Origin of the sequence: Oceanobacillus halophilus (assembly GCF_003628505.1) — a bacterium.
GTDB lineage: Bacteria > Bacillota > Bacilli > Bacillales > Amphibacillaceae > Oceanobacillus > Oceanobacillus halophilus.
Genome location: NZ_RBZP01000016.1, coordinates 20,361 through 33,606, shown reverse-complemented (window position 1 = coordinate 33,606; position 13,246 = coordinate 20,361). Strand labels below are relative to the sequence as shown.

Here is a 13,246-nt window from a genome sequence, read left to right as displayed (position 1 = left end):
TCCTCCTTTAAGTGATTAAGTTTCTTTCAGTTATCAGTCTACTAATACTCTATTGAGCTAGTATAAATAGAATATTAGAATAATATAAAAAAAATAGGTACGTAATGCTTAGGTATGAAGAAGGGGATTCGGTTTGGTATTGAAAATTACTTATTAACAAATAAAATATTAATTTATTTTATTCAAAATAATGAAATTATTCTATAAAGTTGTTACTATAGTTAATATAAAAGAAAAATAGAAATGATAGGGAGGAATACGAATGGCTTTAACTACACAAGTATTAGATTTAACACACGGTAAGCCTGCCGAAAATGTTTTAGTAGAACTTTATATGCGACATGAGCAATCTTTTCAAAGAGAATTAATTAATGCAAACTATACCAATACAGAGGGACTGTTGGAGGCTCCACTATTAACAGAAAAACAGATGATGAAAGCTGATTACGAAATATTGTTTTATATTGGGGATTATTTCAGGAAAAAAAATCTGGAGTTAGAGGAGCCAGTTTTTCTTGATATTATTCCCATACGCTTCGGTATCAATGATGAAACGTCACATTATCACGTTCCATTACATGTTTCTACGTGGGGATATCAAATATATCAAGAAAAATTATCTTAATGTAATGACCCAGTCTTACATAAAAAAAGCAGGTAATCCTCTTTTTAAGGATTACCTGACTTTCTTTAAGCGATGTCTTTCTTCCTATCTATCCCTGATATTTTATATCACCGCCAATAATGGACATAACAATCTGGGTATTCAGTAATTCATCTGCATCTTTCATGTTAAATGGATTTTGTGAATAGACGGTCATATCAGCTAGTTTCCCACGGGATATTGTTCCTTTTAGTTTTTCTTCGTTTGTTGGGTATGCACCTAATTCAGTAAATAATCGAAATGCTTCATGCATGGATAATTTCTCTATAGGATTGAAACCAATGTGGTCCTCACCAGGAATCTTCCTTGTAACAGCTGCATGGATGCCAAGAAGTGGATCAACTGGTTCAACAGGAGCATCAGATCCCCCTGCACATATAACCCCAGCTTTCTGCATAGATTTCCATGCATAGGAAAGTATAATTCGTTCTTCACCTAAGCGTTCTTGCACCCATGGAAAATCACTTGCTAAGAAGCGCGGTTGTATATCAGCAATTCTACTAGGATGAGCAAGTCTCTTGATTAAATCTTCACGAAGAACTTGTGTGTGAATCAGTCGGTCGCGATAAGATACTGAAGGGAACTGGTCTAAGACTTCCAGGACATTTTCCAAAGCTTGATCACCTATAGTATGAACGGCGACAGGCATGTTTAAGTCGCGTGCTCGTTTGACAATGCTATAGAGCGCATTGTTGTCAAACATGGCTTCACCGTAATTACCCGCTTCATCACTATATTCTCCTGAAAGAAGAGCTGTTCTTCTGCCAAATGCTCCATCGGCAAATAGTTTTACAGCCCCAATCTGTAGTGTGCTGTTACCATAACCTGTATACATTCCAGCATCTCTTAGATCATCTAAGAAATCATAATCGATTAATAGATTCGTACGTAAGCCTAACTTTTCACCATTTAGTAGTTCATCATAAATACGATATGTTTGCTGTAATCCACCAAGATAATGAGGATCATTGGTATGGACGCTCGTTATTCCTTTTTTTACAGCAAATTGTATAGCTTTGCGCATCGCATCTTTTAGTACTGGATACGTATTTTCCGGAATGTGTTTTTTAATAAGGTCTCTGGCAGATTCAAGTAAGAGACCTGTTGGTTGTTTGGTTACTTCGTCTAGGACAATTGTTCCGCCTTCAGGAACTGTAATGGATGGGTGATAATTACTAATTTCCAGAGCTTTGCTATTAACTACTGCTGCATGCTGACAAATTCTACTTAAGAATAAAGGATTACTTGGTGCGACGTAATCGAGCTCTGAAATTGTTGGAATAGCCCCCTTTGTAAAGAGATTTTCATCCCAACCACTTCCTAACAACCATTCTCCCGGTTCTAGTTGTTTTGCTCTTTTTTGAATCATTTCCAACATATCTTCTTTGGAAGTTATTCCAGTCAAACCCAAGTTAAGGAAGTTATCTGCTACCATTGATAAATGTAGATGACTATCAGTTAGACCAGGTGTAACAGCTTTTCCTTGTAGATTAATAACCTCACAGTTAGGATTTTTCCAATGCAATAGCATATCATCAGTCGTACCCATGTCAATAAATCGACCATGTTGAATGACTACTGATTCGACAATTGGATGTATTTTATCAAAGGTATAAAAGATTCCATTTATATAAATTTTTCTCATGTGAAAAACTCCCTTTTGAAGTAGTATCTAGTATATTTCATTTAAGCTTTTTATTTTGGCTATTTTCTAAAAGATTATTGCTTTTTGAACATAGCTTTGTTTCATATTTTGTATAGAGTTCTAATATCTTTAATTCAGGATAGTGTAGCTCTCGCTTACACTTTTGATTTGTGCGATCATTCGCTCCGGCAGAATACTTGCGGCTCGCGGGCACGGCCTCAGCCTCCTAGCGGAAAAACCGTTACTGAGCCTGCGTCTACTAGGATCGCTTCGAAGCACTACTGGAAGACGCAGGCGCACACGCTTTTCAGCACGAAGGAGGCTCACCAGCTCCCCACGGAAAGCGTAGTGTATTTCCGCAGCGAAAGTTAAGCACATTACTCTGAATTCAGATTAACAACAGTTTCTATCAACTGTGTCATTTTTTGAAAATAAAACTTGCACAAAGAGCCATTATTTACTAGTTCGTATTTTATACAAACTCCGTTCACTTAGAAAAGTAATATTCTATTTTGTTTTTAGAAATACTGTTTAATGCCAGTTTTGATTAAGGAAACTTTCTTGGAAAATAAAATTAAGAAAGAAGAAGGAGTCTAGGAACGAATGGGGAGGTGGTGGTGTGAAATATGAACTTTATCAATTCAAAAAACAATGATAGATAATAACTATCATTGTTTCATTCTACAATATACGTTATCCTCCATTTCGATCAGTAGTTCTCCATACTTGGTTAAAACAAGCATGACAGTCTGCCCCTTATTCAGGGAACATCCCAGCAGCAATAAGATGGACGCTTATTACGCTTCGGCATCTAATCCTTTCATCAATCATCAGGCGATGTCATACTCCGATTGATTACTTATATTAAATGCACCTCTACCTCACCGATCTGATAAGGTATCTATGAAATTTACTATCATACTATCAAAAGATAAGAAAGAGTTCAATAGTATTTTGAAAATTAGAGAATTATTTTATCGATTTCCCGTGTTAAAGTGTGTTATTATAACAATTAAAAAGTTCTGAAAGGGTGGAAGAATAGTTGTCAATTGAAAGTGTGAAAAAACATTTTAAAAAATTTGATCGAGAACAAGAAGTGATGGAGTTTGACTCTTCTAGTGCTACTGTAGAGGAAGCGGCGAATACAATTGGGGTTAAACCAGCACGAATTGCTAAGACTTTATGTTTTAGAGGGGAAGTGGAAGGGACGATACTTATCGTTGCAGCAGGAGATGTGAAAATTGACAATAAAAAGTTTCGTCATACTTTCGGTTATAAAGCAAGAATGCTTTCACCAGATCAGGTGCTGGAACAAACTGAGCATAAAATTGGTGGTGTCTGTCCGTTTGGATTAAAAAAAAACTTAGATGTCTATTTGGATAAATCTATGAAACGATTTGAAACGGTCTTTCCGGCTTGTGGAAGTACCAATAGTGCTATCGAATTAACACTAGAAGAATTGGGTATCTATGCATCTGCAAAAGATTGGGTAGATGTATGTAAAGGTTGGTTTAATGAGGAAGAAAGGGTGGAAAAAATGGTCGAAAAATAAGCTCAATAAATACATAGCAGGAATATACATTCAAATTAAATGAATGCACAATCTTCTGAAGGTAAAAGGTTCGGACATAATCCGAACCTTTTTAAATGGATTTTTTTTAAAGAAATGCCATGTTCATATATTTAGAATCACTTCTCTAATTGACATTAACAGAATAGTTATTATATACTGTATTCAACAAAGTTGAATAAAAAGAAACTTCGATGAATAAAATGCATATAGGTTTATAATATTCACCAAAAAGAGAAAGCGATTTCTTAAAGGTTGAACTATTTATTATACAAACACATAAACTATAAAATCCCTACCTCAATAAGACCACACAGACACTCGTAGACGAAAATAATTTTTCATGATTGGATCTTTTCTAAAAGATTGTTGCTTTTTTTAAGATGACTTTACTATACATTTAACATAGACTGTTGAAAACTTTAATTCAGAATACTGCTAAACATGCGCTACGGAAATACACTACGCTTTCCGCGGGGAGCTGGTGAGCCTCCTCCGTGCTGAAAAGCTTGTGCGCCTGCGTCTTCCAGTAATGCTTCGAAGTGGGCTTTCTCGGCGCAAGGGAACAAGGAAGATTATTCATGTAGTTGCCTCACTACGTAGTCTCACCGATGCTCTTCTTCCCGCAGGACAAGGAACGCTTCGGCAGGGTTACATCGCACGCAGAAAAAAGTGGTCTTCTTTTTTCAAGGAGTCTTCGTGTATTTCCTCCGCTAAGTTCCTGCTCTACTTGATTTTAACTAGAGTAATTCTATTTACGAGGAACAACTGCCCCAAGCGCGACATTATAGACTATAGCTTTAAAAATATCTAGAGGGTATATCATAGCGGAGGCAGAATACGTAGACTCCTGTGGGAACAGCACGTATCCGAAGACCCCGCAGGAAGTGGTTTTCTTCCGAGGAGGCTGAGGCCGTGCCCGCGAACCGCAAGTATTCTGCCGGAGCGAATGCCAGCAAAAAACATTCATAAGTGAAAGCGAGGGCTAACTATTCTGAATTAAATAAATCAGGAATCTCTAACAACAGTAAAACTTCAAAAGCAATGAATTCTGTGAAAAGTGTCTGATGAATTAATACCAATGAACAGGAGGGTTTGATATGGAGAAATTGCCTGGATCTGTGAGAATAAAGGAAGTTGGCCCACGTGACGGATTACAAAATGAGAAGACATGGGTACCTACTGAATCGAAAATTGCCTGGATTAATATGTTATCCAATACAGGAATTAAAGAGATTGAATATTCCTCTTTTGTGAACCCTAAGATGATTCCAGCGCTCTCTGATGCAAGAGAAGTTGGTAAACAAATCAAGCGGAATCCTCAAGTAACTTACTCTGCTCTTGTACCAAACCAAAAAGGTTTAGAATATGCATTGGAAGCAGGAGTAGATGGAGCCTCTGTGTTTATGTCTGCGAGTGAAACCCACAATAGAAAAAACATAAATAAATCGATAAATGAAACATTTCCTGTATTAAAGGGAGTAATTGAAGACGCTAAAAATGAAGGGAAATATGTGACAGGGTATGTATCCACAGTATTTGATTGTCCATATGAGGGAAGAATGGATCCAGAAAAAGTAATTACGGTATGTGATAGATTATTAGAATTAGGCGTTGATGATCTGTCACTAGGTGATACGATAGGTTCAGCTGTACCTTCACAAGTAGAAAACCTACTTGATGTCATATTGAAAAGGTATCCGCAAGAGAAAATAATTATGCATTTTCATGATACAAGAGGAATGGCTATAGCCAATATACTTACTTCCATACAGTATGGTATTACTCGCTTCGATAGCTCTATCGGAGGATTGGGTGGATGCCCTTATGCGCCTGGAGCAGCGGGAAATGTTGCTACAAATGACGTATTGTACCTATTACATGGTTTAGGAATAGAAACAGGAATTGATGAAAAGAACATACAAGAAGCTTCTTTGTATATTCAAAGTAAGTTAGGAAAAGTATTACCTAGCAGGTCATTATTAGCAAATGCACAATAGCAGCTTTATGGTACCTTTAATACCTTTATATGGTTCGTAGGTGAAAGAGAATCAAATATTGTTCCGGGAATTAGTAACATGAACAGAGGCAGAATACTTCGCTTTTAGTATTCTGCCTTCACGGTATAGATTATACAAAGGCTTGTTCTTTCTATTATATATATTTGTATAAAGGACATCATTACATTAGCATTCCAAAAAGTTTTCCTGTCATTTCTTGACTGTAAACACTTAGCTATTCTATGATAAAAGGACTACATAATGGAACGTAGCAGAAGGGAATGAGTTTCGATAGATTTAAATAAGATTGGACAAAAAATTAAAGGTCTGCGCTTAAGACAAAAGAAAACCCAGCAGCAGATTGCTGAAGAATGCGGTATATCCAAAAGTATGTTATCCAAAATTGAGAATGGGCAAACTGCTTCAGCGGTAGCTACACTTTCTAAAATTAGTGAAGCTTTGAATGTAACATTATCCTGGCTACTGGACGACAAGGTTGATGATACGCTTGTATTACAGAAAAGGTCAAACCGAAAATCCAAAGTAGGGGATGCACATATGGGGTATTCCTATGAATTACTTGCAAATCGGTCTCAATTTAGTGGAATAGAACCAACTATTGTACATGTTACTCCAAAAAATATGAATATGAGAACGGAAACCTATACTCATACTCAGGATGAATTTATTTTCATACTGGAGGGCTCTATCTATTTATTGTATGATGGTGAAAATTATTATATGGAAAAAGGGGATAGCGCTTATTTTGAGGGATCTAAACCTCATCTATTTGTACCTGTTACAGATGAAGAAGCACAAGTGTTAGCATGCTTTATTGATCGAGCAGTATAAATGGAATAGAGGACTTAAAATGGTATACAGCTGATGTACACCATTTTTTTTGTGTAATAGTAATGTAATTTCACGTAATACATAATTTTGTGATAATATAGAAAAAGGTAAAAACAATATTTAAAAACAGAGAATTCCTCTTAGTTCTACCATGTTGGGGGTGGAGAATTGGACTATATTGAAGCAACTATCACTAATTCACAACTACATACAAATGAAGACTGGATTTATATTATTGTTGATAGAAATAAAAGAAAGATAATACATATTGGTTCTTCATGGCTACACCCGGTCGCACAAATGGAAAAGCACATTTCAGATGGGATTCTAGCGAGTACAGACAATCTATTAAAATTATATGGTTTTCCATTACCTGAGTTTGTTGATAGTAGATTGTTGAAAAAGATACTTGTTAGTGAATTTGAATCAACAGAAGTAGGAGATGAATTTAATGAACTAAAACTGGATTCTGATAGATGGAGTAAGATTCGTGATTTTTCTGATAAATTAATTAAACAAATTAACAGAATTTTGATCGAACAAGGATAACGCAAAAAATCTTACTAATTAAAAACGAATGAAAATTACTCGTTGACAGTTTATTGTTCCAGACGTATAATAATAAACATCATTTACAAATTGAATATTTTATCTTATCTAGAGAGACCGAGGGATAGGCCCTATGACGTCCGGCAACCCCCTTCATTAATTGGGAAGGTGCCAAGTCCTACAGAATGAGTATACATTCTGAAAGATAAGCGGAAGATACATAAATGTGTGTCCATGCTCCTTTCAGATGAATGGAGCATTTTTTTTATTAACATAGTGGTGATACAAGTGAGGGGAAATAGATGATTACTATTAACAACCTTTCAAAAGTCTATCGAACAAAGAAAGGGGAAATAAAAGGCGTCGATAATGTTTCATTAACAATAAATGAAGGGGAAATCTATGGGATTGTTGGTTACTCGGGTGCAGGAAAAAGTTCCTTGGTAAGATGCATCAATCTACTGGAAAGACCAACGACTGGGAACATCACAGTGGATGGAGTAGATTTAACCACATTAAAAAGTGAAGAACTGCGTCAAGCTCGATTGCGTATTGGGATGATTTTCCAACATTTTAATTTAGTGAGTCAGAAGACCGTATTCGAGAATATTGCTTTTTCACTTAAGGCAGCAAGAGTACCAGCGAGTAAAATCAACGATCGGGTGGAACAGCTGTTAGAAATGGTAGGGTTATCCGATAAAAGGGATGTTTACCCTGGTCAGTTAAGTGGTGGTCAGAAGCAGCGAGTTGGAATTGCAAGAGCGCTTGCGAATAATCCAAAAGTTCTTTTATGTGATGAAGCGACTTCTGCGCTCGACCCAACAACAACCAAGTCTATCTTAAAACTATTAAAGAAGATTAATAGAGAATTAAATATAACAATCGTATTAATTACACATGAGATGGATGTAGTAAAAGAAATCTGTCACAGGATGGCTATTATGCAAGGTGGTAGAGTGGTAGAAGAAGGTAAAGTGTATGATATTTTTGCTAGTCCTAAAGAGGAATTGACAAGAGAGTTTATTGAAAGTGTTATCTCCTTTGAATTACCTGAGACCATCTTAAAGAAGGTCTCAGGAACTTTAGTAAAAGTAGTGTTTAAAGGTGAAGTAGCTGGTGAAAGTGTTGTTTCAGATACGATACAAAAGTTCGCCATAAACGGGAATTTCTTACATGGGTCGATTGATTATATACAAGAACAGCCGTTAGGAATTTTTGTTATGGAATTGACAGGCGGGAAAGCTGAAATTAAAAAAGCCTTAGACTATATTGGCAAACGAACAGCACTAGTGGAGGTGATACGTCATGGAGTTTGATGTAAACCATTTGATTGAATTTTTGCCAGAAATTAACCTTGCGTTTATGCAGACTTTATATATGATTGCTATAGCCTTATTTGTAGCAGTGATGATTGGTCTACCAGTAGGTATCTTGCTGTTTGTTACGGATAAAGGATTGTTTTGGGAAAATCGTATCATTAATCAAGTGATAGGTTTTATCGTAAATATGATTCGATCAATTCCTTTTATTATCTTGCTGGTTGCATTGATCCCTTTCACAGTTTGGCTTGTAGATTCAATGATTGGGCCTACCGCTGCGAGTGTTTCCTTATCTGTTGCTGCCATTCCTTTTTTTGCTCGATTAGTAGAGACAGCTTTTCGCAAGATTGACTATGGAGTAATTGAAGCAGCAATAGCAGCAGGTGGTACACCATGGATGATTATTAAAGATGTATTATTACCAGAAGCCAAATCTGGAATTATCTCAGGTATTACGATTACGGTTGTGAGTTTAGTTGGAACTTCTGCCATTGCGGGAACAGTTGGTGGTGGCGGTATTGGAGACTTAGCCATTCGATTTGGTTATTATCGATATGATGACACGATTATGATAACTACGGTAGTTATATTGATCGTTTTTGTTCAGCTTATTCAACTGATTGGGGACAAAATAGCCAAGGTAGTCGACAAAAAATAAAGGATTTATGTTGGCAGTTTTTCTAAAGAAATAATGGTTTTCTTGGAAAGTGCCTGATAATAAAAATTATACACAAAAGGGGAAAATAACATGAAGAAGAACGTCCTTGCACTGATTGTTTTTATTACAATCTTGCTATTAGCAGCATGTGGAAATTCGGAAGGTAGTGATTCAGAGTCTGCAGAAGAACCTAAAGACATTAAGATAGGGGCAACACCAGGACCATACAGTGACATGTCTACTAAAGGTCTGAAACCCGGGTTAGAAGAATTAGGGTATACAGTAGAAGTGGTTGAATTCAGTGACTACATTCAACCCAATAACGCATTGGATAATGGAGATATTGATGTAAACCTATTCCAACATACTATTTACCTGGAAAACTTTGAAGTGGAAAATGATATGGATTTAACTGCACTTATTACTGTACCAACAGCACCAATGGGGATTTATTCAGATGTATATAATTCTATAGAAGAAATTGAAGATGGAGCAACTATTGCCATTCCAAATGATCCAACAAACGGAGCAAGAGCTTTTAATACACTTAGAGATGAAGGATTAATCGTAATTGATGAAAATGCTGAAGAATTAACGGTTTCTGAAAAAGATATTGTAGAAAATCCAAAAAACTTAGTATTCCAACCAATCGAAGCTGGTCAACTACCACGCGCAGTGGAAAGTGCTGACCTATCTGCTGTACCTGGGAACTATGCTTTAGCAGCAGAAATGGACTTGCTAGATGCATTAGCATTAGAAGATATGAATGATTCCTATCGTAATGTAGTAGCAATAACAGCGGAAAATGAAGATAGTGAACTAGCAACAGACTTAAAAGAAGTAGTAGAGTCAGAAGCATTTGAAGATACCATAGATGAAGAATTCCAAGGATTTGGAAAACCAAGCTGGATGGAATAAAAAATGAGGAGACAAACGTCTCCTCATTTTTTTGTGTTCAATAAAGCTCTTTTCGTAAGTTGTGTTGCTTTTTATCTAAGTCGGAGTTGATAGAAACTGTTGATAATCTGAATTCAGAGTAATGTGCTTAACTTTCGCTGCGGAAATACACGCTTTCCGCGGGGAGCTGGTGAGCCTCCTTCGTGCTTTCGCACTACGTAGTCTCACCGATGCTCTTCTTCCCGCAGGAGTCTCCGTGTATTTCCTCCGCTATGCGTCTGCTCTACTTGTATAAAAAAGAAATATGCTGTTTTAAGGATTATTACGGTCTTAAAACGTAATTTTTAGAGATATAAGCTCAAAGTAATCTTGAGCGCATATTTAAGCGGAGGAAGAATACGGAGACTCCTGTGGGAATAGCACGTGTCCGAAGACCCCGCAGGAAGTGGTTTTCTTCCGAGGAGGCTGAGGCCGTGCCCACGGAAAGCGGAGTATTCTGCCGGAGCGAATGACTGCACAAAATAATCATCAGTGTAAGCGAGAGCATTACTATTCTGAATTAAAGATATCAACAGTCTATATAAAATGCGAAGTAACGATAAAAAACAACATCCATTAATATGCTTTTGTTCAAAGTTTTGTCACGAAATCTGTAAAAAGTGCCTTAAATCACATCTTGGGTGTGATGTGGTTCACTTATGTAAGGTATGTAAAATCATAAAATGAAAGTAAGAAATCTAAGGGAGGGGTTATGAATGGAAACAAATAAAGAAGTTGTATCAAAAGAAAATGTTAACGAAGAACACTCATTTAAAGGCGCGCTATTTTCCTCTTTGGTATTTGTAGGGGGAACGATTGTAGCTTGTATTTTACTGCTATGGGTGCTTTATATGGTCAGACTTTAATAGGGAGGTTATAACATGAAATTACATCGTGCCGAAGAAATTTGGCTCATTATTGGAGTAGCAATTATTATTCTTTCAATGGTTTTAACTGGCTATCAAGCTTTTGCACAAGGGATGGCTCCACCAAGTGGAATGGAAACTATTGATCCGCAGAAAGTTTCAGAAACAGCCCCTTTCGATAATCCTGGTGTTTTCGAAGTAGGAGAAAATAAATATGAGGTTGTAATGACATTACAAGCTTTCAGTTTTACTCCGAATGAAATAGAGGTACCTGCTGGATCAGAAGTAGAATTTATCATGACTTCTAGAGACGTGGTACATGGATTTCAAGTAGCTGGTACAAATATTAATGCTATGGTAACTCCAGGACATGTTCAAAGAATTACACAAACATTTGATGAACCTGGTGAATATTTAGTTCTTTGTAATGAATACTGTGGTGCTGGTCACCAAATGATGGCAACAACCATTATTGTGAAATAAAGGAGGGGTAATAAATGGAATTAGCTGAAAAAAGGCCATTTAATGAAAAGCTGCAACACGCGTTAGGTGTTAATCCTAAAGACGCCAAGCTTTCATTAACTTATTTTACAGTATCATTTATCGCATTATTAATCGGAGGATTCTTAGGACTTTTTCAAGGTTTAAATCGTGCAGGACTTATGGAACTACCGACATGGTTTGATTATTATCAAACATTAACTACACACGGCATTTTACTCGTTCTTGTATTTACTACTACATTCACAGTCGGTTACTTTTACGCTTCTCTTTCTCATACTCTTGGAGGACTTCTTCCGAAAGTAAGAAAAATGGGATGGACTGCATTTGGAGCGATGGTTTTAGGTGTTGTTCTTGTTGCAACAACTGTAGTAATGGGTAATGCATCTGTTATGTATACATTTTATCCACCTATGCAGGCTTCACCAATATTTTACATTGGTTTAGTATTTCTTGTAGTTGGAATTTGGATTGCTGCATTCGGTGCTTTTATTAATGTAGCTCACTGGAGAAAAAATCACAAAGGTCAACATATTCCATTACTTGCATTCTTTGCAACTGGTGTATTCGTTATGCTTGTATTTGGAAGTCTTGGTGTGACAGTTGAAGTCTTAATGTTAATCCCTTGGTCACTTGGCTGGACAGAAACTATTAATGTTATGCTTAGTCGTACGTTATTCTGGAGTTTCGGTCATACGTTGGTTAACATTTGGTACCTAACTGCAATATCAGCATGGTATGTTGCTGTTCCGAAACTAATTGGTGGAAAACTATTTAGTGATTCCCTAACACGGTTAGTTGTAATTTTATTAGTAATTCTTAATATCCCAGGAGGATTCCACCATCAAATTGTTGACCCTGGTATCACAGAAGGTTGGAAATTCATCCACGTATTTATGAGTCTCTCAATTGGATTCCCATCCTTGATGACTGCATTTGCCATGTTTGCTATGTTTGAAAGAACAGGTAGAAGAAAAGGTGGAAAGGGTTTGTTAGGCTGGTTCAAGAAATTACCATGGGGAGACGTTCGATTTTTAGCACCATTTATTGCCATGGTAGCATTCATTCCTGCCGGTGCAGGTGGTATTGCTCAAACGAATAACCAATTAAACCAAGTCGTTCATAATTCACTATGGGTAGTTGGACACTTCCACCTAACATTAGGAGTTACAGTTGCACTAACTTTCTTTGGAGTTGCATATTGGTTAATTCCACATCTATCCAAACGTGTATTAACACCACAAATGAATAAATTAGGTATTATCCAAACAATCATCTGGACAATTGGTATGCTATTTATGTCCGGAGCTATGCATTTCGTAGGTCTACTTGGTTCACCAAGAAGAACTTCTTATACAACATACGGAGATAACGCAACAGCATTAAGTTGGGATCCATATTTAATCTTACTAGCTGTCGGTGGTACATTCCTTATTATCGGTGTTGTACTTATGGTCTATATCGTATTTAACTTAATGTTCTTTGCACCAAAAGGTAATACGGAATTTCCTATCGGAGAGCCGGAAGCAGACGCTTATCCTACACCAAAATGGACGGAAAGATGGGGACTTACCATTGTATTGTTAATTCTAATCGTAGCAATGGGATATGTTGTTCCAATAATGGACATTATCAACGTACCAGGATCCCCACCATTCATCACATGGTAGGAACAAAAGCGAAAAC

The 13,246-nt window shown here is 36.7% G+C and carries 12 protein-coding genes and 2 riboswitches; of the genes, 11 read left to right on the top strand and 1 reads right to left on the bottom strand.

The features are described 5' to 3' along the window. Positions 1-262: 262 nt before the first annotated feature. On the top strand, positions 263-625 hold the full coding sequence (gene uraH, locus D8M06_RS15235) for a hydroxyisourate hydrolase (RefSeq protein ID WP_121205450.1): 363 nt from the start codon (positions 263-265) through the stop codon (positions 623-625). A gap of 88 nt (positions 626-713) precedes the next feature. Here the strand turns inward: uraH and D8M06_RS15230 are convergent, their stop codons facing one another. Further along, positions 714-2,309 carry an amidohydrolase gene (locus D8M06_RS15230; RefSeq protein ID WP_121205448.1) on the bottom strand — a complete coding sequence of 532 codons (1,596 nt, stop codon included), beginning with the start codon at positions 2,307-2,309 and terminating at the stop codon, positions 714-716. A gap of 705 nt (positions 2,310-3,014) precedes the next feature. Then, positions 3,015-3,196, bottom strand: a riboswitch (Lysine riboswitch). Positions 3,197-3,351: 155 nt separating this feature from the next. Between D8M06_RS15230 and D8M06_RS15225 the strand changes: the two genes are divergently transcribed. From D8M06_RS15225 to D8M06_RS15185, 10 genes are all read left to right on the top strand, one after another. Next, positions 3,352-3,861 carry a YbaK/EbsC family protein gene (locus D8M06_RS15225; protein WP_121205446.1) on the top strand — a complete coding sequence of 170 codons (510 nt, stop codon included), beginning with the start codon at positions 3,352-3,354 and terminating at the stop codon, positions 3,859-3,861. 1,118 nt (positions 3,862-4,979) lie between these two features. After that, the gene (locus D8M06_RS15220; RefSeq protein WP_121205445.1) at positions 4,980-5,879 is read left to right on the top strand and encodes a hydroxymethylglutaryl-CoA lyase; all 900 of its coding nucleotides are present in this window, start codon (positions 4,980-4,982) and stop codon (positions 5,877-5,879) included. Positions 5,880-6,170: 291 nt separating this feature from the next. Then, positions 6,171-6,731, top strand: coding sequence for a helix-turn-helix domain-containing protein (locus D8M06_RS15215; protein ID WP_121205444.1), 561 nt, complete (start codon positions 6,171-6,173; stop codon positions 6,729-6,731). A gap of 168 nt (positions 6,732-6,899) precedes the next feature. Beyond that, positions 6,900-7,280, top strand: a complete 381-nt coding sequence (locus D8M06_RS15210) for a hypothetical protein (RefSeq protein ID WP_121205443.1) — start codon at positions 6,900-6,902, stop codon at positions 7,278-7,280. Between the two features lie 101 nt (positions 7,281-7,381). Further along, a riboswitch (SAM riboswitch) is annotated at positions 7,382-7,492 on the top strand. Positions 7,493-7,582: 90 nt separating this feature from the next. Continuing rightward, positions 7,583-8,596: a methionine ABC transporter ATP-binding protein gene (locus tag D8M06_RS15205; protein WP_121205441.1), complete on the top strand. Its 1,014-nt coding sequence runs from the start codon at positions 7,583-7,585 to the stop codon at positions 8,594-8,596. Beyond that, a complete protein-coding gene (locus D8M06_RS15200; protein ID WP_121205440.1) occupies positions 8,586-9,257 on the top strand; it encodes a methionine ABC transporter permease in 672 nt (223 codons plus the stop codon). The genes D8M06_RS15205 and D8M06_RS15200 overlap by 11 nt, the downstream gene beginning before the upstream one ends. A gap of 90 nt (positions 9,258-9,347) precedes the next feature. Next, a complete protein-coding gene (locus D8M06_RS15195; RefSeq protein ID WP_121205439.1) occupies positions 9,348-10,175 on the top strand; it encodes a MetQ/NlpA family ABC transporter substrate-binding protein in 828 nt (275 codons plus the stop codon). A 734-nt stretch (positions 10,176-10,909) separates the two neighbouring features. Beyond that, positions 10,910-11,059 carry a hypothetical protein gene (locus D8M06_RS19880; protein WP_158591800.1) on the top strand — a complete coding sequence of 50 codons (150 nt, stop codon included), beginning with the start codon at positions 10,910-10,912 and terminating at the stop codon, positions 11,057-11,059. Positions 11,060-11,074: 15 nt separating this feature from the next. After that, positions 11,075-11,542, top strand: coding sequence for a cytochrome c oxidase subunit II (locus tag D8M06_RS15190; RefSeq protein ID WP_121205438.1), 468 nt, complete (start codon positions 11,075-11,077; stop codon positions 11,540-11,542). Between the two features lie 14 nt (positions 11,543-11,556). Continuing rightward, on the top strand, positions 11,557-13,230 hold the full coding sequence (locus D8M06_RS15185) for a cbb3-type cytochrome c oxidase subunit I (protein ID WP_121205437.1): 1,674 nt from the start codon (positions 11,557-11,559) through the stop codon (positions 13,228-13,230). The last annotated feature ends 16 nt before the right edge of the window (positions 13,231-13,246 follow it).